General features: G+C 71.5%; 5 protein-coding genes. All 5 read left to right on the top strand.

Annotated elements, in window-relative coordinates; genetic code table 11:
* Positions 1–158: 158 nt before the first annotated feature.
* The gene (locus tag AC069T_RS26725) at positions 159–620 is read left to right on the top strand and encodes a type VII secretion system-associated protein (RefSeq protein ID WP_478785152.1); all 462 of its coding nucleotides are present in this window, start codon (positions 159–161) and stop codon (positions 618–620) included.
* A 121-nt stretch (positions 621–741) separates the two neighbouring features.
* Positions 742–4,425 carry an AAWKG family protein gene (locus AC069T_RS26730; RefSeq protein WP_478785153.1) on the top strand — a complete coding sequence of 1,228 codons (3,684 nt, stop codon included), beginning with the start codon at positions 742–744 and terminating at the stop codon, positions 4,423–4,425.
* Positions 4,426–4,648: 223 nt separating this feature from the next.
* Positions 4,649–5,104 (top strand): YbaB/EbfC family nucleoid-associated protein, encoded by a 456-nt coding sequence (locus AC069T_RS26735; RefSeq protein ID WP_478785154.1) that lies wholly within the window; start codon positions 4,649–4,651, stop codon positions 5,102–5,104.
* Positions 5,105–5,106: 2 nt separating this feature from the next.
* Positions 5,107–5,484, top strand: a complete 378-nt coding sequence (locus AC069T_RS26740) for a hypothetical protein (RefSeq protein WP_478785155.1) — start codon at positions 5,107–5,109, stop codon at positions 5,482–5,484.
* A gap of 81 nt (positions 5,485–5,565) precedes the next feature.
* Positions 5,566–25,656 (top strand): hypothetical protein, encoded by a 20,091-nt coding sequence (locus tag AC069T_RS26745; RefSeq protein ID WP_478785156.1) that lies wholly within the window; start codon positions 5,566–5,568, stop codon positions 25,654–25,656.
* Positions 25,657–25,710 lie beyond the last annotated feature (54 nt).

The raw sequence follows: 25,710 nt of genomic DNA on the forward strand, positions 1-25,710 counted from the left end.
GTCCGACCCGGGCCCGCAACGCCCCCGTCCCACCCGGGCCGCAACGCCCCTGTCCCATCCGGCTCAACGCCCCCGCCACCGGGCCGCAACACTCCCGGCCCCGCCCACCGGGCCGTCCCCGTACCCCCGTCCGGCGCCTAGCAGCAGGAGATCGTCCCATGGCCGGTGAAAAGGCCGACGTCAAGCATTTCGACCTCAAGCAGATGGAGAACTTCCGCGACAACGAGGTACAGCCGGTCTACACCGCCGCGAAGAAGCACCGTGAGGACGGCGACGGCGCCACCATCCGCCCGCTCGGCCAACTCGTCGACGGACACACCACTCCGGACAACCTCGCCCAGGACAAACAGCTCCTGCGCATCGGCAAGATGGTCACCGACCCCCTGGTCTCGGGACCGAAACTGATCGAGGGCGTCCGCACCGCGGCCGAGGCCATCGACAAGCTGCTCGGCGACCAGATGGACCTCTTCAAGGAGCTCAAGGAAGCGCTCACGGACACCATCGAGGAGGCCAACAAGACCAAGGACAAGAACCTCGGGGCGATCGACGCGCAGACGCTGCTGCAGACCTTCGAAGAGGTCGACACCCTCACCGCCGGCACCGCGGAAGAAGAAGACTGACCCCTCGCGCGCCGACGGCGGACACGCCGACCGGCGCGCCCCGTGAGCGAGACCCGCCTGCACGTCCGTACGAGGACGCGGTGTGCCGGCACGGACGACAACCGACCAGAAAGGGCGCCCGGTGGCCGATCGGTACGATCCCAACTCCGTCGCCAATCTCGACAAGTTCGACAACGCCGGCAACCCGTCGAGCGACACCTGGGCCACCCTGGTCACCCACATCACGGGTTATCCCGTGCCGGACCGCAACACCGTCTTCGACACCCTCCGCTCCGACCACGGCGGCAAGCTCTTCCGGATGGACATCAAGGAGCGCAGCCTCGGCCTGCTCGTCAAGGACTCCGGCTTCCTGAGGAACAAGGGCGAGGACTACGACATCTGGTTCTTCGACAGCGGCAAGAGACGGTCGATCATGCAGGCCCGGATCGTCTTCGAGGGCCGCGTGAAGGCCGGTGAGGAGGTCATCTTCGCCGGCCCGGGCTCCGACAACGTCCACGACGCCCAGGTCCGTGAGGGCAACGAGTTCACGGACTACAACAAGGACAAGATGTCCACCGTCCCGCTCGCCCGGTACATGAACGGGCCGCGGGCGGCGCTTCTCGCCCTGCTGGGCGGCAGCAGCCAGGACGCCCGGTTCAGCAACCTCGGGGTGCCCAGTGCCGACGCGGTGGACCTGAACTCCTTCGACACCACCGGGGACTCCTTCGACTTCGCCGCGAAGTTCTTCCGCGACCACGCCGTGGTGCTGAAGGACTGGGAGGACCGGTTCGGCCGGGACGACGCGAGCTGGAAGGGCGAGGCGGCGGAGGTCTTCCGCAGCCTGCTGAAGAAGATCCGCGAGAACTACGACAGTTACATCGAGACCTTCGACTCCTCGGCCGGCACCGGCGACGAGACCGGCACCGGCAACACCGTGTACTCACGCGCCCTGTCGCTGGGCCGCAAGTACCTCCAGGACTCCGCCACCAAGCTGCTGGACGCGTGGCTCGCCTGGGCCAAGTCCTCGTACTACGACCCGCATCAGGTGCTGCGGTACGTCCTGGACGACCTCGCCCAGTGGGTCGACGCGAACAACGTCGCCAAGACGGACATCACGTCGACGACCACCCGCTACTCCACCACCGTCAAGCACAGCCCGCAGGGCGGCTTCTCCCAGGTGCACCCGGAGTACGGCGACCTGACCGACATCGCCAACTGGGCGAAGGTCGGCGACAAGGCGGTCAAGATCTGGACTCAGGGCGTCGACGAGTACCTGGGCAAGCCCGCCGCGCAGGTGCAGTCCGCCCTGAACAACCACTTCCTCGAACTCGGCGAGGACTTCTCGGACAACGTGCCCAAGCCGAAGTCGACCGGCACGGCCTCCGAGGAGTACGAGAAGAAGAAGCTCAAGGAGGAAAAGGACGAGATCAAGAAGCAGAACGCGGAGAACAAGAAGTACCAGGACGACCTGCGCGCGGAGCAGGAGCGCCAGCGCGAGGAGGACAAGAAGTACCAGGAGGAGCTGCGCAACGAGCAGAACCGGCAGCGCGAGGAGGACAAGAAGTACCAGGACGAACTCCGCGAGGAGCAGAACCGGCAGCGGGAGGAGGACAAGAAGTACCAGGACGAACTCCGCGAGGAGCAGAAGAAGGAGCAGGACGAGGCCAAGCGCATCCAGGACGACCTGCGCAACGAGCAGAACCAGCAGCGCGAGGACGACAAGAAGTACCAGGACGAGCTGCGCAACGAGCAGAACCAGCAGCGGGACGAGGACAAGAAGTACCAGGCCGAACTCCGCGAGGAGCAGAAGCGCGAGCAGGACGAGGCCGAACGCGAGGCCCGGGAGCAGACCAGGGCCATGCAGGAGAGCCTCGGCGGCCTCAACGATCCGAACGCGGTCACCGAGCAGAGCCTCGACGGCCTCGACGACCTGCTGAACCAGAACAACCCGGTCACCGAGAGCACGGGCGGCATCGGCGACATCAACGGAACCGGCCAGGGGTCCGGAACCGACCTGGGGCCGGTCACCCAGAGCCTCGGCAGCCTCGGCGGGCTGAACGCCGGTGGCGGCTCCCTCAAGACCCCGACCGGCGGGAACACCCAGGCCGACGGAGGCAAGCTCACCACCGACTTCCCGGACGGCAGCAGCACCTCCTTCGACCCGGACAGCGGGGTGCTCACCACCACGTCGCCCGATGGCACCGTGACCACGCAGGACCTGGGTGACGGCCTGAAGGTGACGAACCCGGACGGTTCGGTGACGTCCCTCGGTGACGACGGCAAGCTGACCACGACGTTCCCGGACGGCACCACGCAGACCGTCGACCCCGTGACCGGTCAGGCCGTCACCACCAACCCGGACGGCAGCACCACCACGACCGACCTGGGCAGCCTCACCGACCTCAACGGCAGTCTCAACGGCGACGGTGTGCTCGACGGCCCGACCGGCACCAGCACCCAGCTGACGAACGCCGGTGACCTGACCACCGACTTCCCGGACGGCAGCAGCACCTCCTTCGACCCGGACAGCGGGGTGCTCACCACCACGTCGCCCGACGGCACCGTGACCACGCAGGATCTGGGTGACGGCCTGAAGGTGACGAACCCGGACGGTTCGGTGACGTCCCTCGGTGACGACGGCAAGCTGACCACGACGTTCCCGGACGGCACCACGCAGACCGTCGACCCGTCGACGGGCCAGGCGACCACCACCGATCCGGATGGCAGGACCACCACCGAGAACCTGGGCAGTCTGGGCGGCCTCAACAGCCAGAACGACCTCAACGGCCTCGGTGATCTGAACGGCCTCGGCGACCTCGGCGACATCAACTCCGACGTGACCACCGAGACGATCGGCGGCCTGGGGGACATCAACGGCGGCCATTCCGGCCTCGAAACCCCGACCGGCGGCCACACCGAACTCGACGACAGCGGTGACTTCACCACGACGTTCGCGGACGGCAGCAAGGCCACGTTCGACCCGGACAACGGGATGCTCACCACTACGGACGCGGACGGCACCACCACGACCACCGACCTCACCCACGGTGCGAAGGTGACCAACCCGGACGGCTCCACCACCCTCCTGGACAACGGTCAGCTGACCACCACCTTCCCGGACGGCAGCAAGCAGGTGATCGACCCGGACACCGGCATCGCCACGGTCACCGACCCGCAGGGCAACACCGAGACCGTGAACCTGCACGACCTCAACTCGTCGCTGAACGACAGCAGTTCCGACATCCTGGACGGTCTCGGCGACCTCGACGCGAGCGGCGGTGGCGGCACCACGTCCCGCGACGTGCCGCTCTCCGAACTGAACCTCGGCGGCGGCGGGGGCGGTGGCGCATCCGGCGGCGGCCTCTCCGGAGCGGACCCGCTCTCCTCGGACGTCTTCGGCACGTCCGGTTCCACCCCCCTCTCGGGCAGCACGGCCACCCCGCTCGGTGCCGCCTCCGCGGCGGCCGGTGCCCCCGGCGCCCCCGGAACGCCCGGCAGCCCCGGTATGCCGATGGGCGGCGGCATGGGCGGCATGGGCGCGGGCGGCGACAAGGGCGGCAACGGCGAGCGGGTGCGTGCCGTCCTGGTCGACGCGGCCGAGGAGAGCGAGCGCCGCAACCGCCGCCGGCGCAGTCCGTGGAACCGCCAGGAGGACAGTGACACCTTCCTCGCCCCGTCCCGGGTGAACACCACCGGAGGCGGCGACTCCACCGAGGAGGAGGCGGAACCGGGGCGCAGGTCCACCAGCTCCGCCGACTATCTGGAGGAGGACGAGGACGTGTGGGGCACCGAAGAGGGCGGCACCCCGGCCGTCATCGGGCGGTGAGCACCGTGCGAGCCCGGCACGACCCCCGCGGGGAGACGAATCCCACCCGGTCCCGGCTTTCGCGGCGGGACCCCCACCGGGCAAGATCAGCAGGGGAGTTGCAGGTCCCGGACCCGGAATCCGACGCACGGACCGCTCGTCGGGACGTACGGACCGGACTTCCCACCGCACGGACCGGACGACCGGGCATGCGCACAGACCGACGGAGAAGGGCGGAGCGGGCGTGACGGAACCGCTGGAGAAACGCCTGGAGAAGGCGATGGCCGAACTCCAGGCTGCCCAGGAGGCGGTCGCGCGCACCGAGCGCGAGCTGCGGCAGGCGTCGTTCGCGGTCCTCTCGTCGGACCGCGCGGTCCGCGCCACCGCGGGCCCGCAGGGTGAGCTGACCGGGATCGAGTTCCTGGAGAACAAGTACCGCGACATGTCCCCCCAGGAGCTGGCCGCCAGCGTCCTGGAGGCGGCGAACGCGGCACGTCGGAAGATGAACCGGCACGTGATGAAGGCGATGGCGCCCTTCACCGAACCCAGCGCCAACGTGCCGGAACTGAAGGGCTTCGAGCTGGACTGGGAGCGGATCTTCGGCCCGGAGGTCCTGCGCGAGGACGACGAGGACACGGCGCGCGGCGGCCGGGCCACCCCCGCCTGGCGGGACGCGCTCGGCGAGGACGGGGAGGACTGACGATGGGACAGCGGTACTACGTAGACCCGCAGCGCATCGAGGCCCTGGCTGGGCAGCTGGCGGAGATCGGCACCCTGGCCAGGAGCATGACCGAGGAGTTCCTCGACGAGCTGGCGCCCACCGTCAGGTGGCCCGGTACGGAGGGCGAGTTCGCCGAGAAGGCCAAGCCGCAGGAGCAGAAGGAGCGGCAGACCACCAAGGACACCATGATGTCCATCCGTGACGCACTGGTGGGCATCACCGACGCCACGGTCAGCCAGGTCCGGCTGATGAAGACCACCCGCGACGGCAACATCGAGGCCATCGAGCGGAACAACCGGGAGCTCGACACCCATGGACTCGACGGCAACGGCGGCCCGGGCGGGCATGGCCGCCGCTGACCGGACCGCCGCCGGCCGCTCCCGCACCGTGCCGGGAGCGGCCGCTCCGTCCTGCCCGAACGACGTGCCGGGTGAGCCCCGATGAGCATGATGGCCTCGCCCGAGGTCAACGCGATGCTCTTCATCCTCACCGGGGAGCGGCTCATCGACGCCGACGAGGACCTCGCCTACGAGAGCCGCCGGCCCTACTCCGGCCTGGGCCGCAAGCTCGACAGGATGTCGTCGCTGATCGAGAAGTCCATCCACGACATCGCCGAGGTCATGCCCGACGACCTCTCCAAGTCGTACGCCAAGGCGATGGGCATGCTCATCGACGACGGCGGCAAGAACTACCTGCGCGACTTCGCCGAGCAACTCGACAAGATCGCCGAGGGCCGGCGCAAGACCTCCATGGACATCATGGAGTCCAAGTGGCAGGTCATCGCCGAGGTCATCCGGCTGCTCATCGAGATCGCCATCTACCTGGCGATGTCCTTCTTCACCGGCGGCGCCTCCGCCAGCCAGATCATGATGGCCAAGCTGCGCAGCCGGTTCATGATCCTCACCACCCTCAGCCACCTGCTCCAGCGGCTGCACCTCGCGCCCTCGCTGACCGAGGCGTTCGCGGAGGCGTTCACCACCTTCGCCGTGCGGCTGGCGATGATGAACTTCGCCCCGAACGGCCGCCGCCCCGACGGCTTCGACTGGAACGACATCCTCAAGTCGGCCGCGTTCGGCGCCGCCGCCGGCTTCCTCACCAGCATCTTCGACGACTTCGCCAAGAACATCGTCAGGAGCTACGACAACAACTTCCTCAAGAACGGCCCCGACCTCAACTTCAAGAACAACCCCAACCTCAAGAACCCCCCGAACCTCGACATCAAGAACAACGGCCCGCACCCCAAGCCGAACCCCGACCCCACCCCGAACCCCCACGACAACACCCCGAAGGACCGCCCGGAGCCCACCCCGCACGGGAACGGCCCCAACGGCACGAACAACACGCCGGTCACCTTCCGGAACAACCCGCTGTCCTTCCGGAACAACACCAACCTGTGGCGGAACAACCAGATCCTGCGCAACAACGCCGACCGTCCTGGCGCGCTGGCCGGGCACTACGGGCTCAAGGGCACGGCCGACTTCCTCGCCGCCGGCTCCGGCGAGGCGCTCGCGGAGATCCTCATCAAGGGTGCCTTCGACGGAGACTGGTCCACCAGCTGGTCCACCTTCGTCGGCGCGGGCCTCAGCAGCCAGGTCGAGGCCACGCTCAGCGACACCGCCCTGAACAGCGGTGCCGAACTGCGCCACGCCATCGACAAGTTGCGCAACCCGCCGCCCACCGTCTCCGGCGGCAGCACCGACTCCGACACACGCGACTCGGACTCCACGCGTTCCCGTGGCGGCTCCGACTCTACCGACGCCCCCTCGAACACGGACACCTCGGGCTCCGTGGGCTCCGTGGGCTCCGTGGGCTCCGTGGGCTCCGCCGGCGGTGGCGGTTCCGGGCGCCCCTCGCCCTCTCCCGTCCCCCAACGGGTGACCATGCCGGGGGACTTCACCGGGACCGGTGCGCCTCCGCCCTACTCCGCCGCGGAACCGCCCCCGTACACCAGCGTGGACCCGCCGGCCTACTCGCCGGGGCCGCTGCCGGTGACCGCCGCCGAGAACCAGTTGTGGCAGCAGATCCACAGCGGCACGCCCGAGGTCCGCGAGCAGGCCCTGCGGGACCTCGCCGCACTGCGCGGCTCCCAGCCGCCCGGCAGCACCGAGATCGGCGTCCGCGACAGCCTGCACGGCAACCTGTCGCAGGTGCCCGAGGTCCGCGTGGTGCCGGCCGGGAACGGCCCCGCCGCCCGGATCGACACCGACGAGGTCCGCCGCGCCCTCGGCGCCTTCGGCACGCCGGTCACGGTGGACTCCCCGGTCACCGCCGGCGGTTCCGGCAGTGGCTCCACGGGCGGTCCCGCTCCAGGTCCCGGCGCGGACACCACCGACGGCGGCCCGGTGGTGGACCTCGACGCCGACGTCCGGGTCGACAGCGGCTCCGATCTGAACCGTGCCGGTGCCGGTGCCGCACCAGTGGTGTCGCCCGAGACCCCGGTCGTGGGGTCGCCGGACGCGGCCGTCGTGGGTTCGCCGGACGACTCCGTCGTCGGTTCGCCGGAGAACACCGTCCAGACCTCGGTTTCGCCGGAGAACACCGTCCAGACCTCGGTTTCGCCGGAGAACGACGTCCAGACCTCGCCGGACGAGGTGGCCGCGCTGGACGTCCGTACGAACGGCGACCGTACGAATCCGGTGCCCGGGCAACCGGTCGGCGGTCCCGGCAACTCCAACTCCGCCGCACCTACGACGGGGACCGGGCCGGGGTCGGGCACGGGCTCCGGAGCGGGCGCCGGCGCCCGGCCGAGTGGCGTCCCCGCCGGCGGCGGCAACCAGACCCCCGCGGGGCCGCAGCCCCAGGGCACCCGCAACCCGGACGCCACGGCCCCGGCGGACGGCCGGCGGACCACGACCGACGACGCCTCGGGGACACCGGTCGACGACGGTCCGCAGACCACAGCCGACGACGGCTCCCAGGTCCCGCGGCCGCCGGTGACCGTCACTCCCTCGGAGACCGTCTCTTCTCAGGGTGTCGACCCGGCGGGCAGCGACGGCACTTCGGGCCTCGCTGGGAGCGGCCCCTCCCCGGCCGCCCCCGACGTCAACGGCGCTCCGCCGAAGGTCAGCACCACCGGCTCGTACGCCGACGAGGGCGACGTACGAGAGATCGGCGACGTACGCGGCACCGGAGACGTACGCGGCACCGTGGGCCCGAGTGACATCAAGGCCGGTCCGTCGCCCACCACCCCGAACCTGTCGTCCGCCCAGCCGCAGCCGTTGACCATCGTGGTCTCGCAGGTGCCGCCGCCGGGGGAGGGGGCGCCGGAAGCCGCCGAACTGCTGGACGGGGCAGGAGTCGACCGTGCCGTCGTGCTCGGACCGGCGGTCGCGTCGGACGGCGCGGGACGTCCGGTACGCGCCGCTGCGGAGCTGACCCGTGAGGGCCCGGGCGCCCCGGTCCGGGTCCGTCCGCTCACCGGCCCCCCGGCCGCCGTGACGCCGGACGGCACGTCCGACACCCCGGACGCCGCGTTCCCCGGCGCGGACGTGTTGCTGCCGCTCGCCGACGCCCTCGGCCAAGCGCCCTCCGCGCCCTCCGCGCCCTCCGGTCCCGTCACGCAGAGCGGCGCGACGACCGACAACGACCCGCTCTTCGACCCGGTCACGCGCCCCAAGCTCGTCTCGGACGTGAAAACCGCCCTCGACGGCATCGGAGCCGGGCCGAACCCCACGGACGCGGGCGCGCCCGTCACGCCCAAGCTCGCCACCCTGTCCCGCTCCTGGACCGAGACGGCCACCGACCTGCATCTGGAGTCGGGCAACGGTGACGCGAACGGCGGACAGATCTCCGGCCCGGGCGCCGGCCGAGGGCAGGGCAGCGGCGGAACCCCGCCTCCGCCGCCCCCCACCGGTCCGGACGACTCCCCGGCGGTGCCCGCCCCGGCGACGCCCCCCGTGGTGCTCCCGCCCACCGGGCGCATCGTCGTGCGGCCCGCGAACGGCGACAGGACCGCCGACACCGGGAACGGCCCCGCACGGCCCGCGGCCGAGCCGGTCGTCACCACCCTGGACGGCCACACGGTGCCCGTCGCCCAGCTGCGGCGCCTGATGCCGGACGCGACCGTCAAGCCCCGACCGGGCCGGGCCGTGCGGACGTTGACCATCTCGCAGAGCGCGGCGGAGGACGGTACGGCGCACGGTGCGGGGCGGCGCGCGCTGCTCGGCCAGGACACCTTCCGCGGTGTGCGCACCACGTCCGCCGGCCCCACCACGACAACCGCGACGGACCCGCCGGTCCGCCGTACGGTGTTCACCGGCCCGCCGACCGCGCTGCCCGGCTCGGGCACCGGGCGGGGTGCCGACTACTTCGCGACGCACGGCACCTCCCGTACCGTCACGCTCGGCACCAAGGACGCGGAGCGTCCCACCGTGAAGGTCAGCGGCGTGCAGTTCGGCGACGTACTCAACTATTGGGCGCAGGACGGCGACCAGGAATGGCCGCTGGTGCTCTTCTCCTGCGAGACCGGGCGGCAGCCGGAGGTGGCGGGACTGCCGGTGGCGCAGCATGTGGCGAACCGGACCCGGCGGCACCTGTACGCGCCGACCACCGAGGTGGGCACGGCCCGCGACCGGGACGGCAACGTCCGGGCGGTGCTCACCGAGGGCCCGGACGGGCCCGGAAGGTGGAAGCTGTTCACCCCGGAGCCCACTGGTACCGATCTGGACGCTCTGGCGCGCGACGCCGGCCTGCACACGGGCCCGGAACCGGCCGACGCCTTCACCCGGGCCCGTACCCTCCAGCAGATCCGCACACTGCGTGACGCTCTCGGCACCGACGCCGAACAGCGCCCGGAGAACCGCGAGTTGCTCGCCGGTCTAGCCTTCGTGGACGGTCTGCGCTGGCTCAGCCCGGACACCGCGGCCCGTTACGGCGACGGCCGGATGACCTTGGACCTGCTGCGCCGGATGGTCGTCGACCGGGGCCGTGCGACGGGCGCCGCCACCAGCGATCCCGCCGCCGATCCCACGGTCGGGCAGTACACCGAATTCCTGCGCGCCGCGGGGGAGTTGCGGACCACCGCGGGACCCGGCACCACGCTCGACGCCCTGCTGCCCCCGCCGCCGCCCGCGCTCCCGCCGACCACCCTGGTCTCACCGCAGGACGTGCGCGGTCTCTCCTACGCGCCCTCCGCGCAGATCACCTGGTCGCTCTCCAGCACCCCGCTGCCGCTGTCCGAACTGGGGCTGAGCTCCGAGGACACCGCCGAACTCGCCCGCCGCCGACCTGACCTGGCGCCCACGCCGAGCCCTCCGGGGAGCCTCGCCGAGGACATGGCCCTCCTCAGCAAGGCCACCCCCGGCACCGCGGACACCGTCCACGCGGACGGCCTGGCCTTCCGGCGGCTGGAGACCCCGGGCGGCGGCAACTGCCTCTTCCGCTCGCTGCTCGACAGCGCGCGCGGCCGGCCGGTCCCACCGGCGTGGGCCGCACGGAACGTCGCCGGGCTGCGCGGTCTGCTGCGCGACCGCATCACTGGGTCCGAGCTGGGCGACAGCGTGGCCCTGGCGATCCCGGACCCGGTCTTCTCCGTGGTGGACGACCTGCGGATGCGTGCCGTCACCGGGGTGCGGGACGCGGACGAGCGGGACCGGGTCACACAGCTCTGGAACCGCGTCGCGCAGGACGTCGTCACCGGCGCCGACACCGACGATTGGCAGCGGATCCTCCGGGAGAGCGACTACCCGCAGCTCGCCGCCGTGGCGCCCACCCCCGCCGCCGCCCGGCGGCTCGGCGCCAGAGGGCTCGTCGCCGCGGCGGCCGAACTGCCCGCGCTCTGGTCCTCCCCGTTCGCCGACCTTCTCCCTGAGGCGCTGGCGCACACCCTCGACCTCGACCTGCGGCTCGTCCAGCCCGACCCGCAGTCCCCGGGGAACACCTTCGTCAACACCCTCAACCCGGGCGGGCGGGGCGGCACCCTGCACCTGTCCTACAACGGCACCGACCACTACGACGCGCTGGTCCCGGCCTCGGCGCCGCTCACCCCCGTACCCGACCCGGCGACCAGCCCGGACCCGGACCCGGCCACCACCACCGACCCGGCGACCACTCAGGACCCGACCACCCAGGACTCGGACGGTGCCGACCCCTTCGGGGAGTGGCTGCGCGGCATGGGTGGGATAACCGACCTCGACAGTCCCGCCACCGAGGCGCCCGACCGCGGCGACCCCGTGCCGCTGGAGACCCAGCTCGAGCGGCATCGCCCGGCAAGGCTGCTGACCGGCAGCGACGCCCGGCCGCCGGGCCCGGTACCGAAGACCGTCACCTTCGAGGACGGCAGCCGGCTGCCCACCATCCTGATCGATCCGGACGCCGACCCGGGTGACGGGACCCCGGGCGGCACCCCGCGCAGTCGCCCCGCGGGTCTCTTCACCGGCCCCGGCAGGACCACCCTGCGCTCGCCCGAGCAGGTGGCCGAGGAGATCCTCGGCAAGCTGCCGAAGAAGCTGCGCGCCCAGTTCGACGAGGCGGAGCTGCTGCGCCTGCTGACCGAGCAGCCCAGCGCGTTCACCGCTCCGCGCGGGGCGCGCTTCGTGGGCCGGGAGAGGTCCGGGGTCGGCCACGAGATGACGGTCGAGGCCATCCCGTACCACCGCTGGGAGCGGTTCTCGGACGTGAACGGCGGCACCGTACGGCTGGACACCATGCGACGCGGCCAGGCCGGTACGGGCGGCGGGCGCAGCGTCGGCTTCGGGCGCCGGATCGCCGGCGGGCTGAGCATGGGCCCGCCGCTCAACTGGCTGCTGAAAATCGGTGTTTCGCTGGGCTGGACCCGCAGGACCGACTACGTCCAGGGCACCCAGGCGTACAACCAGTCCGAGTGGCGGGCCCACGAGGGCTCGCACCTGCACCTGGACGACGTGTACTACCGGGTGCGGGTGGACCGCGTCACCGAAGCACCCGAGAAGGCCGGTACGGACAACGGGGCCGGCCGGAGCGGCGACCCGTCCGGTCCCCCCGACCCGTCGCTGTCGGCACCCCTTTGGCGGCGCACCCTGGTGCACACCGCGGAGTTCGCGATGCGCGACGGGCTGAGCTGGCGGCTGCCCGACGACGTCACCGTGCCCTACCAGGGACCGCGGCGGGCACCGAGGACGCTCACCTTCCCGGACGGGGTCGAGCCGCGGATCACCGACACCGCCGGGCTGCACCTGGTGGACCCGCCCGAGGACATGGCACTCGCCATCTCCGGCGCGCGGCCCGGGAGTTCGGCGCACCGCACGCTGGTCTCGTACGTCCGTCCCGGGCGGCTGCTCGCGCTGTTCGGCCGGTTCGCCGGGCCGGTCACCGGGCCCGAACTGACGCGGGGCAGCGGACAGCACCCGCTGGGCCACCTGATCGTGCAGCGGTCGGTGCCGCACCGGGCCACCCTGGTCACCGAGTCGGTCAAGGCGGAGCTGCGCGACCTCACCCAGACCACGTACCAGAACGAGCGCGGCCACGTCCGTGACACCCGCCTGGGCATCCAGGTCACCGCCGGGCCGAACTACACCCTCGTCGGCCCCGAGACCGATGTGCGCCTGCAGGGCGGTCCGCTGGTGCGCGCGGACCTCAGTGCCGGACGAGGCCATTACCTCGGCGTGGACGCGGCCCGGAAGACCACCGGCCGCGTCCGCAACCACCCGATCGCCCTGTATCGCGTGGAGCGCACCCTTATGGTGCGCAAGCCCGGCGAACCGCCGTCGGCCGCCCGACCGGTCCGGGTGGTCAGCCTGGACTGGATCTCCACCCAGGACGCCCGCCGCCTCGCGGGCTGGGACAGCCGCACGCCCGGCCAGGCGGGCCCCAACCCGCACGCCGAGCCGCCGGTGCCGTGGTACCTCACCCGCGAGGATCCGGTCCACCTGAGCGGTCAGGTCCGGGCCGAAGGCTTCCGCCCCCTCCGCCCGCAGTCCCAGCCGCAGCCGCAGCCGCAGACTCAGCCCCAGCCCCAGGTACAGAACCAGGCGGAATCCCAGCCCCAGCCCCAGCCCCAGACCCAGGTACAGCCCCAGCCGCAGAGCCGGCGCCAGAGTCAGCCGCAGCCCCGGCCGCCCGCCCCCCAGGACCCCATGCAGGCCTTCGCGGACGCCGTCCTGGACACCCTGCACCGCTCCTACCCGTCGCTGTTCGTCCCGCCGTTCATGCTGCGGCACCCGCGGCTGGCCAAGTTCTGGTACGGCGACGGGCGGATGCGGACCGCACTGCACAACGACCGCCAGGTGCGCGAGGCGCTGAACCGGCCCAGCCTGGCGCAGAGCCTGGACGACCTGACCACCACCGGGGTGCCGGTCACCCTCACCGAGGACGGCAAGGTGCGCCGCGGCCACCACACGCCCATCCTCAGGGCACGCCTCACCGACCGGCGGTTCGAGACGACCATGAGCGAGCGCTCGCTGCGGAACGCCGTGATCGGCACCGAGGTCTCGGGCCAGGGGCAGCAGGCGTCCCTCACCCTCTCCGGAGGTGTCGAGGTGGGCGTCTCGCCACGCGACCACGACAAGGTGCCCGATGTCGGGCTGCCCCGTCAGGCGGGCAACGTGACCGTGGGGGTCCGCCACGCCAGGACCGACCAGAAGGCCACCAGGAACACGGTCGCGGTCGCCCACGACCAGCTGACGTTCCAGACCGGCGCCGATCTCTACAGCTACCAGGTGGAGCTGAGTGCCACCTTCGAGGGCCACCGCCGCCCGCGCGGCTGGGCCCGCCTCGCCTCGGTCGGCCTGCTCGGCGCGGGCGTCTTCGTCAGCAAGATCGAGGAACGGCCGCTGTTCAGCCGGGGCAGCGAGACCGTGGGGCGGGTCGAGCTGGCCGTGCCGTCCGCGCACGGCTCCGACCGCTACGCCCCCGCCGACCCGCCGCCCACCGGGCCGGTCCCGGCGGCGGCGACCACGCCCGCGCCGCAGCTGCTCTCCGCCACCGACGCCGACCAGCTCCTCGACGGCACCCGCCCGCCGCCCACGACGGACTCACCCGACCGGCAGCTCACCAGGAGGCTGCTGAGCGTTCCGCACGTGGTGCTCAGCGCTGAGGGCGGCCCGCAGCGCCAGCAGCTCATGCAGGACACCGCCGACCGCGCCTCGGGCACCTCATGGCACGTCAGCGCCCCCGGTGCCCCGGTGCGCACCGCGCTGCGCCGGGCGATGGCCAACCTCAGCGTGGCCGGACAACTCGGCCAGTACCTGGGCCCGTTCGGCTCCCGCGTCACCGGACTCAACGGCGCGGGACCGTTCCGTACCCACTACCTCAAGGCAGCGGTCCGCGGCGAACTGGGCAACTTCCGGGTGAAGAGCGACCCCAAGCCCGCCAGCCTCGAGGCCACCATCGGCAACGAGCACCGCGTCACCGGCAGCACGAGCACCGTCTCACGCACCACCGTCGGTCTCCAGGGCGCCGACACGCCGCTGCAGCAGGCCCCGGGCCAGGCGGCGGTGGTCGGTTCCTACTCGACCGCCCTGCAGTACGCCTGGGGCAAGGGCCGCGGCGTCTCGCAGACCCTCACCCGGGGACGCAACACCACCCTCACCTTCGCCGGGCGCATGTACCTGGTGGTCGCCGACGCCGCCGAGACCGTCGCGGTACGGGACCGCTGGACGGCCGCGATGGGCACGGTGGGCACCCGCGCCGGGGCCCGGATCAGCTCCGCGGCCGGACGGCTCTCCGGGCGCCTCGGCGACAGCCTCGCCCCGCGCCGGGCCGCCGCCGCGCTCCAGCGCATCCGCGACGCGGTGATGTTCCATCTGCCGATGCAGGACGTCATCGAGGCCGGGCTCGCCCCGGACGGCCTGGGCACCACGACCCCGCACAACCTCGGCCGCGGCTACCGCGTGCCCCCCTATCTGCGCGACCGCCGCTTCCCCACCCACCCGAGCGGCCAGCTCGACGCCGGCCCCGCGGTGCAGCAGCTGAGCGGGCAGCTGGAGAAGATCGGGGTGCCCTCGCACGACCGGGAGCAGGTCCTCCAACGGCTCTCCCCGGACTTCCTCCGCGGTCACCTGCACGAGCTGACGACCGACGGGATGAACCTGCCGGTCCGCTACCGCGCCTGGTCCAGTCCGCATCACCTGCCGGTCGGCGGCAGCCCCGGACAGGTCAGGTTCCAGCTGACCCCGGTCACCACCACCGTGGACAGGCTGCGTACCGGCTACGAGCTGGAGGACTACCGCACCATCGCCCGTGACGACGCCGACGGCACCTCCCAGGACCGCGGCGCGGACGTGACGCTGAGCGCCGGCCAGCGCGCGGCGGAGAGCGGCATCCTCGTCGCCAACCCCTCGCTCCAGGGCACCGCGGCCAAGCAGCGGTCGAGCACCCGGACCCAGACCGCCGGCACCACCGCGATGCCGAACATCGCCACCACCCAGGCGCACGCCGAGATCGTCACCGGCTACGTCCTGACCGTCACCATGACCGACGCGACCGGCGATCCGCTCGCCCCCCGTGTCAGCACGCCGGTCGGCAGCCTTCGCGAGATCCTCCCGGCGAACCTGCTCACGCCGGACGGCGACGGCGCGGACGGCGCGCTGACCGAGCAGGACGTCCCGGAGCCCGAACGCGCGGTGAAGATGCTGACCGCCGCCGAGGCCCGCCCGGAGAACATCGCCTCCTGGCGCACCTCCGCCGGGGACGGCACCGGCCGCGCCGATCCGGACATCCTGCCCTTCGACGACCGGATCGGTTCCGGCATCCTCGCCGTGGACATCCGCGGCGCCGCCAACGTGCAGGACGCCCTGACCCTCGCCACCGCGCGCGCCGACGGCCTGGGCGACGGCGACCTCGGCGCACGGCACACCGGCAACGCCCTCGGCTCACGCGTGCGCATGGCCCGCCATACCCCGCTCACCGGTCTCGGCACCGCCCCCGCCCAGGCCCAGCAGGAGGCCACCGCGCAGGGCGGTCTGACCGCCGGCTTCCGCGAGGCCCTCGGTGCGAACGGCTCACCGCTGCCGGCGCAGACCTCCGCGCGGCTTCTCGGCCAGTACCACACCGCGGACTCCCGCCTCTACGCGAAGATGCACCGCCGCGGCGCCCGTCTGCTCGCCGTGGAGAACAAGCCGCGCATGGAGGCCATGCAACGGGCGAAGACCTCCGACGCGCTGGAAGCGGGCATCACCGACAACGTCGAGGGCGCGGTGGGCACCGCGCCGATGGCGGGCAACACCAACGCGGGCATGACCAACCCGGGCGCCACGGTCCCGATCGCCGGCACCAACGACGGCACCGCCCTCAAGGGCACCGCGGACACCACCCTCGGCACCCACCTCAAGGTCGTCACCGACCGGAGCCTGCTCTTCGCGCTGCCGGTGAGCTGGCTGTCCGTGGCCGAGGTGGACCACCGCATCACCGACAGCCGCCCGCTGCACGCCCTCGGCAAGGCCAAGCGAGGGCCACGCGCCGCCGAGGCCGAGACGACCGCGCTGGTCTGGCTGCGCGAGGACATCGCCCGCGACTACGGCCTCCTGGACGACACCACGTTCCCCGACGAGGTCGTCGCGGCCTGGGACAGCCAGGCCAAGGCGGCCGCCGACCTCGCCACGGCCGAGAAGAACTACTACGACGCCCGCGCGCGGGCCAGGGAGACGTGGCTCGACCTGAGTACGGACGAGCAGGACGTGCTCGGCGACGACAACTCCGGCTCGCCGGCCGACCTGCCGCAGGACCTGCTCTGGTCCCCGGCCGTCGTCGCCTGGCAGGCGGCCCGCCAGGAGGTCCACCGCTGGGAGCAGCACACCGACGCCGCCGCCCGGGACCACCACCGGCTGCACCTGGCTGCCTCCCGCCTCACCGCCCACCACCAGGGTTCGGCGACGGTCACCGTGCCGGACCGGCCGCAGGAGTACACCGCGCCGGAGTGGCGCTCCGAGGCACCCGCGCCGTACGTCCTCTCCGACGGGACCGATTCCGCCCCGCGCACCATCACCTCGCCGGACGGCGCCACGGTGCGCGAGCTGTACGACATGCCGCACGACGGCGCCTCGTTCTTCCACGCGCTGCTCGCCGCCGCCGAGGCCCGGGGCCGCCTCCCTCACCTGCTCGGCAACGACCTCGCCGACCGGTTCGCCGGCACCCCCGGAGACCCGGCGGTCGCCGCGGAGGCCATCGACACCGCCCGTGGCCGCCTGGCCTGGGCACTGGGCGAGGACAGCAACCAGGACCTGCTGGACGGTCTCGCCCTGGACGCCGAGGACACCTTCACCCAGGACGAACTCGACACTGCGGGAGTGGAGTTCACTCCCGCGCAGCAGGCCGAGTTCGACGCCCTTGGCCGGCTCCCGCAGACCTTCTGGCCGAACCCGGCACAGCGGGTGGCGCTCGCCACCGCGGCCCTCTCCCGCCCGTTCGCGAGCGAACCGCCGCAGGACGGCGGCACGGCGCGCCCGGACGGTGAACCGGCCCCGCCCGAGCGCCGCGCGGGCGACCACGGCGGAGCCGACCTGCTGCCCGCCCTCGCCGCCCGGGTCCTCGGCACCCCGCTCACCGTCGTGACCGGTGAGGGCCGCGATCAGCTGTTCCTCCCGCACGGCGCCGATCCGGCAGCCGTGGACCCGGCCGGCGATCCGGTCCTCTTCGCCACCGGAGGCTTCTTCCACGCCGCGCTGCCGCCCGGCACACCGCCTCCGGTCGCCGCCGCGCTGCCCGCCCCGGCGACCGCGGCGGCCGGACCCGGTACGCACACCGCCGCGTCCGGGACCGCCGTCACCTCCGGGACCGCCGTCACCTCCGGGACCTCCGGTGCCGACACCACGCGCCCGGCCCCGGAGCAGCCGCCCGCACACCGCAGTCACACCACCGCGCCCTGGCTGCCGCCCGCCGACCACAGCGGCCCGCGCTACCGCCTCGACCGCGACGGCGTCCTCACCGCACCCGACGGCGCCACCTACAGGCAGGGCACGCCCGCGGGCCGCGGAAACGGCTTCTTCAGCGCGCTCTCCACGACCTTGCGCCAGGCGGCCGAGCAACCCGGGCTCGACCGTCGGGAGGCGGCACGGCTGCGCCTGCGCGCCGGGGCGACGCCCGCCCAGCTGATGCGCCTGAACGGCCTGCCCGGCGACCGTGCGGAGCGCGACGCGCTCTTCACGCCCCCGCCCTTCCGGGTCCGTCCCGGCGCGCCCGCGCCGAGCCAGGACGCCCTCGACGGGCAGCTGCGCCGGCACCTCGCCGAGGCGCCGTGGGGCCCCGGAGCCGACCGTGCGGTGGCCGAGTGGGCCGCCGCCGCCACGGGCACCACCGTCACCCTGGTCGAGGAGAACGGAACCGCCCACACCTACCCCGGGCCGTCCGGCGACAGCGGTCCGCACATCCGTCTCCGCCGCAGGGGCGGCGACTTCGTCCCCCTGACCCTGCTGACCCCGGCACCCGCGCCGAACGCACCGGCGTCGAAGAACTCGGATTTGAAGGACTCGGAGTCGACGGCCCCGGACCCGAAGGACGTGAAGACGCCCGAGACGAAGACGCCCGAGACGAAGACGCCCGGGACGAAGACGCCCGGGACGAAGACGCCCGGGACGAAGACGCCCGGGACGAAGACGCCCGAGGCCAAGAGGCCTTTGGCGAACGCGCAGGACCCCGCCGCGCAGGACGGGGTCCTCCAGGACGCGGCCGCGCTTCCGCTGCCCCCGTCACCGACGGACAGTGACCTCCCTGGCCTCCTGGAGGAGGAGGCGTACGAGCTGAGCACACTGTCCGGCACCGGCGCGGGCCCGGACGTCCCCGGGGACCCGGACACGGCGCCCGCCGCACCGGAGCGGACCCTGCGTCCCTTCAAGCTGGGGAATTTCGAGTTCACCAACTTGAATCAGACGGAGAGGTACCTGGACAAGGCCGTCCGGATCATCGAGCTGCTGGACGAGCACAGCAAGATCAAGAACTACGTCGGCGACCGCACCGTCCGGATCACCCTGCACCTGCGGACGACCGAGACCCCGGCCGACGTGCGCGACTTGGGCGACGAGGGCGTCGAGATCAACCTCGCGAGCTACTACTTCGAGAAGTACGACATCGGTTACATCATGGGGATGCTGGCCCATGAGATCGGTCTGCATCCCCTCGCCTCCCGCAACACGGACATTCCCGAGGAGGAGGAGGCGTACCGGGGTATGCCGCTGACCGTACCGGGACTGACCGATCTGAAGACGCCGCGCACCATGAACACCGAGGGAGCGGGCCAGGCCGACCACGTCATGGCCGCCTACCCCCGCACCATCCGGCACGGCATCTACCGAGACATCGTCATCGACATGGCCAAGGTGCTGGCGCGGCGCGCGCGGGTCGGCGTGCCGGGAGCCAGGTCCCAGGACGTCACCGACCTCTTCGACACCTACCTGATGGACCTCGCGTCCATCGCGGTCACCAACGACTACCGGTTGAACGCGGTCAAGGAACCCAATTACACGGCGAGGGTCTACAACGCCTACAAGGAGATGCTCGACGAGCAGTTGGCGGACAACACCGCACTCAGGGACCTCCTGCCGTCGAACAAGAACCTGTTCGGCGTCGCACGGTCCTTCACCCAGCTCGCCACCAGCATCGCGACCAACAACCGTGGCGACAGCATCCAGCGGCCCGTCGCTCCGGACCGGGCCGGCACCGCCACCGGCGAGGCACGCCCCCGGCTTCCCGGGGCCGACGCCGGCACCGCGCCGCGGACCGCGCCGCCCGCCACCTCGCCGGTGCGCGGCCCGCGCGACAGCCGTCCCCGGTTCGTGGTGCGGTCAGGCTTCGACGCCCGGCGTTTCTCGTACCGGCGCGAGCCGGTCACCGACCTCACCGTCCGGATCGCGCTGCGCGGTACGAACGACCAGGCCACCCATGTGTTCGACCAACTCCGCGCGGGTGTCGACGAGTTCCTCAACGACCCGGAGTACCGGCTGCCCAACGGCGAGCGGCTGCATGTGACCGTCGAGCACGTCGACCCCGCCGAAGGCCCCCACCTGACCGTGGACCTGGCGGGCCGGGACCGGGCGATGGAACAGACCACCTGGTGGGCCGACGCCGCCCCGGTGCAGCTGGTGCACGAGCTCACCCACCAGCTCGGCCTGCGCGACGAGTACCGGGACGCCGATTCCCCGCACCGCCCCCACATCCTCGGCAGCCTGCTGGGCGACATCGACGAGGCTCCCGAAGACCCGTCCCAGACCTCCGTCGGCCTACGCGACCGGCACCTGGCCCTGCTGGGCGCGCTCATCGGTGACGTGACCCCGGCACCCCAGCGGGACGGCGACCAGGCAGACAAGGGCGATCAGGCCGACCAGCCCGATGACGCCGACCAGGCCGATCAGGCCGGCCAGAGCTGGGCAGCCGCCCGGAGCGCCGCCGCTGCTCAGACCCGCGAGTCCATCTGGGTCGACCCGGTCTCCCTGCCCCGGCCTGCCGACGGCACGGCGGGCACCGAGGTGCCGGCTCACATGCCGCAGGACCCGAACGCGCCGCCCACCGCACCCGAACCGGCCCTCGAACCCTTCAAGCTGGGGAATTTCGAGTTCACCAACCTGAACCAGACGGAGAGGTACCTGGACAAGGCCGTCCGGATCATCGAGCTGCTGGACGAGCACAGCACGATCAAGGACTACGTCGGCGACCGCACCGTCCGTATCACCCTGCACCTGCGCACGACCGAAACCCCGGCCGACGTGCGCGACTTGGGCGACGAGGGCGTCCAGATCAACCTCGCGAGCTACTACTTCGAGAAGTACGACATCGGTTACATCATGGGGATGCTGGCCCATGAGATCGGTCTGCATCCCCTCGCCTCCCGCAACACGAGGATTCCCGAGGAGGAGGACCTGTACCGGGGCATGCCCCTCATGGTTCCGGGGCTGGAGACCCTGGCGACGCCGCGCTTCATGAACAGCGACGGCGCCGGTCAGGAGGACCACGTGATGGCGGCCTTCCCGCACACCATCCGGCACGGGATCTACCGCGACATCGTCCTGGAAATGGCCGAGGTGCTGGCGCGGCGCGCGCGGGTCGGGGTGCAGGGCGCCAGGGCAAAGGACGTCACCGACCTGATCGACACCTACCTGATGGACCTCGCCTCCATCGCGGTCACCAACGACCACCGGGCGCAAGCGCTCAGGGAACCCAACTACACGGCAAGGGTGTACAACGCCTACAAGGCCCAGCTGGCCGAGCGCATCGCCCAGAACAGCCCCGTCCGCCCCCTGCTGCCCGCCGACAAGGGGCGGTTCGGTGTCCTGGGAGACTTCGCCGCCCTCGCCACCAGTATCGGAACCAACAACCGCGGCGACAGCATCCAACGGCCCGTTGCTCCCGTCCAGGCCGCAGGCAGCACTGGTGAGGCACGCCCCAGACTGCCCCAGAGCGACACCGACAGCGTGGCGAACACCGGAGTGCCTGCGCGCATGCAGCAGGACCCGAACACGGCGCTCGCTGCACCGGAGCCGGTCCTCGTCCCCTTCAAATCGGGGAATTTCGAGTTCACCAACCTGAAGCACACGGACGAGCGGTACCGGGACAAGGCGGTCCGCATCATCGATGTGCTGCGGAAGCACGACACGATCCGGGAGTACATCGGCAACCGTCCCTGCCGTATCACCCTGCACGTGCGGACGACGGAGACCCCGGCCGACGTGACGGATCTCGGCGACGACGGCGTCCGGATCAACCTCGCCAGTTACTACTTCGAGAAGTACGACATCGGTTACATCATGGGGATGCTGGCCCATGAGATCGGTCTGCATCCGCTCGCTTCGCGGGACACGGGCATTCCCGATGAGGAGGAGATGTTCGCGGGGATGCCGTTGACGGTTCCGGGGCTGACGGATCTGAAGACGCCGCGTTTCATGAATACCGAGGGTGCGGGGCAGGCCGATCACATCATGGCCGCCTACCCCAGTAGTACGAGGCACCGGATCTACCGGGACATCGTGCTCGCCATGGCCCATGACCTGGCGGAGGACGCGCGGGCGGGTGAGGAGGGTGCGAGGGCGCAGGATGTCACGAACCTGATCGACTGCTATCTGATGGACCTGGCCACGATCGCGCTGACCAATGACAAGCGCAAGGACGCGGCGTGGGAGCCGCGTTACACGGCGAAGGTCTACAACGCCTACAAGGGGCAGTTCGCCGCGCGGTTGGCGCAGGACAGTCCGGTACGGGCCCTGCTGCCGGCCGACAAGAGCTGGTACAACGTCACCGGCAACTTCCTGGGCCTGGGCAGCAGCGTCGCGTTCAACAACCAGGGCGACAGCATCCAGACCCCAGTCCTGACGCAGACCGGCGGCGACACCGGTGAAGCCCGTCCTCAACTCCCGCCGGGGACAGCTGACACCGGGCCCCAGGTCTCACCGTCCGGCACTTCGCGGCCCGGAGGACCGCGGGACAGCCGACCGCGCTTCGTGGTGCGGTCGGGCTTCGACGCCCGCCGGTTCACCTACGACGGCGATCCGGTCACCGACCTCACCGTCCGCATCGCGCTGCGCGGCACGGACGAGCAGGCCTCGCGTGTCTTCCGCCAACTCAACGCGGGCGTGGTCGAGTTCCTGAACGTGCCGGGCTACCGACTGCCCAACGGCGACCTGCTGCACGTGACCGTCGAACACGTCGAGCCCGCCGACGACCCCCACCTGACCGTGGACGTGACGGGCCGGGACCGGACGATGGACCAGAACACGTGGTGGGCGGACGCCGAGCCGCCGCAACTGGCGCATGAGCTGACGCATCAGCTCGGGTTGCGGGACGAGTACCGGGACGCCGACTCCCCGCACCGCCCGCACGTCCCGGGCAGTCTCCTCGGTGACCTGAACGCCGAACCCGAGGACCCCTCCCTGGGTGCCGCGGGTCTTCGTGGCAGGCATCTGGCCCTGTTGGGCGCGCTGATCGGGGACCTGACTCCGCCGCCCGAGCCCAGCGCGCAGGACGGCGAGCAGACCTGGGACGCGGCGCGTACCGGCACCGAGCCGGTCCTGCGGAAGTCGGTCTGGGTGGATCCGGTCTCCCTGCCACGACCGGCGGACGGCACCGACGACACCACGTCCGCCGAAGTCCCGGCGCACATGCCGCAGGAGGCGAACACGGCACCTGCCGCTGACGCCGGCTCCGGGCCCTTCGTGATGGAGAACTTCGAGTTCACCAACCTGAAGCGTTCGAACGAAAAGTACCGGGCCAAGGCCGTCCGGATCATCGAGGTGCTCAGGGACCATCCGACGATCAAGGCGTACGTCGGCGACCGGCCCGTCCGGATCACCCTGCACGTGCGGACGACGGAGACCCCGGCCGACGTGCGGGACCTGGGCGACGACGGCGTCCAGATCAACCTCGCGAGCTACTACTTCGAGAAGTACGACATCGGTTACATCATGGGAATGCTGGCCCACGAGATCGGTCTGCACCCGCTCGCCTCCCGGAATCGGGACATCCCCGATGAGGAGGAGATGTTCCGGGGTATCCCGCTGCCCGTGCCGGGGCTGGCCGATCTCAGGACGCCGCGCACGATGAACACCGAGGGTGCGGGGCAGGCCGACCACATCATGGCCGCGTTCCCCAGCAGTACGAGGCACCGGATCTACCGGGACATCGTGCTGAGGATGGCGGAGATGCTGGCCGAGTTCGCGCGGGCCCAGGTGCCGGGAGCCAAGCCCCAGGACGTCACGGATCTGATCGACTGCTATCTGATGGATCTCGCTTCCATCGCGATCACCAGTGACTACCGGGTGAACGCGGCCAAGGAACCCGGCAACACCGCCAAGGTCTACAACGCCTACAAGGCGCTGTTCGCCGCGCACATGGCCGAGAACAGCGCTGCCCGTGCCCTCCTGCCCGCCGACAAGGGGATGTTCGGCGTGGTGCGGGACTTCGCCACCCTGGCCGCCAGCCTCGCCACCAACAACCGCGGCGACAGCATCCAGCCGCCCGCGCCGACGGGCGAGGCCCGCCCCAGGCTGCCGCAAGGGCCCGGCAACGCTCCGCAGACCGAGGGGAGCGTCCGGCAAAGCCCGTCGGCCCGCACCCAGTTGGCCGGTCCGCGCGACAGCCGCCCCCGGTTCGTGGTGCGCTCCGGCTTCGACGTGCGGCGGTTCACCCACGCCGGTGAACCGGTCACCGACCTCACCGTCCGTATCGCGATGCGCGGCGCGGCGGAGCAGATTCCACGCGTGTTCGGCGAGCTCAGTGCGGGCGTGAGTGAGTTCCTTAACGTTCCCGGCCATCGCCTGCCCGACGGTGATCTGCTGCACGTCACCGTCGAACTGGTTGAACCGTCGGACGCCCCGCACTTGACCGTGGAGCTGGCGGATCGGGACCGTGCGATGGATCAGGACACGTGGTGGGCGGACGCCGATGCGGTGCAGCTGGTGCACGAGCTGACGCATCAGCTCGGGTTGCGGGACGAGTACCGGGACGCCGACTCCCCGCACCGCCCGCACATCCCGGGCAGTCTTCTCGGTGACCTGAACGCGGACCCGGAGCACCCTTCGTCGGCGGCCGCCGGTCTTCGGAACCGGCACCTGTCCCTGCTGGGTGCGCTGATCGGTGACGTCGCCCCGCGACCGCGGCGGAGCGAACAGGACAGCGCGCATGACACTGAGCAGACTTGGGACACGGTCCGCACCGCCGCCGAACCCGTCCTGCGCGAGTCCGTCTGGGTGGACCCGGTCTCCCTGCCCCGCCATGCCGACAGCACCGAGAGCACCGACGGCACCGCGCCCACCGGCGTGCCCGCCCGCATGCCGCAGGACCCGAACGCGGCGCCCGCCCCGGCGGCGACCCACGTGCCGTTCTCGTCGGGGAACTTCGAGTTCACCAACCTGGCGCACACGAACGAGCGGTACCGCGACAAGGCGATCCGCATCATCGATGTGCTGCGGAAGCACGACACGATCCGGGAGTACATCGGCAACCGTCCCTGCCGTATCACCCTGCACGTGCGGACGACGGAGACCCCGGCCGACGTGACGGATCTCGGCGACGACGGCGTCCGGATCAACCTCGCCAGTTACTACTTCGAGAAGTACGACATCGGTTACATCATGGGGATGCTGGCCCATGAGATCGGTCTGCATCCGCTCGCCTCCCGCAACACGAGGATTCCCGAGGAGGAGGACCTGTACCGGGGCATGCCCCTCATGGTTCCGGGGCTGGAGACCCTGGCGACGCCGCGCTTCATGAACAGCGACGGTGCCGGTCAGGAGGACCACGTGATGGCGGCCTTCCCGCACACCATCCGGCACGGGATCTACCGCGACATCGTCCTGCAGATGGCCAAGGTCCTGTTGGAGGACGCGCGGGCAGGGGAAGAGGGGGCCAAGGTCCAGGACGTCACCGACCTGATCGACTGCTACCTCATGGACCTCGCCTCCATCGCCCTCACCAACGACCACCGGACGAACGCAGCGAGGGAGCCCGGCTACGCGGCGCGGGTCTACAACGCCTACAAGGACCTGTTCCAGGAGCGGTTGGCGCAAGCCCCCGATCTCCGGGCGCTCCTGCCGTCCGGCAAGAGCATGTTCGGCGTGATGAACGACTTCCGGCGCATCGCCACGTACGTCGCGATCGGCAACAGCGGCGACAGCATCCAGCGGGCCGGTACGACCTGAAGCACGCGTGTCGCATGACACGCGCGACGCCGGGCGCATCAGGAGAGGCAGGCC

The organism is Streptomyces sp. NPDC043867 (genome assembly GCF_056435845.1).

Excerpts from the sequence above, each read along its gene's own strand:
- AC069T_RS26725 (WP_478785152.1), top strand. The coding sequence starts at position 159 with ATGGCCGGTGAAAAGGCCGACGTCAAGCATTTCGACCTCAAGCAGATG.
- AC069T_RS26740 (WP_478785155.1), top strand. The coding sequence starts at position 5,107 with ATGGGACAGCGGTACTACGTAGACCCGCAGCGCATCGAGGCCCTGGCT.
- AC069T_RS26745 (WP_478785156.1), top strand. The coding sequence starts at position 5,566 with ATGAGCATGATGGCCTCGCCCGAGGTCAACGCGATGCTCTTCATCCTC.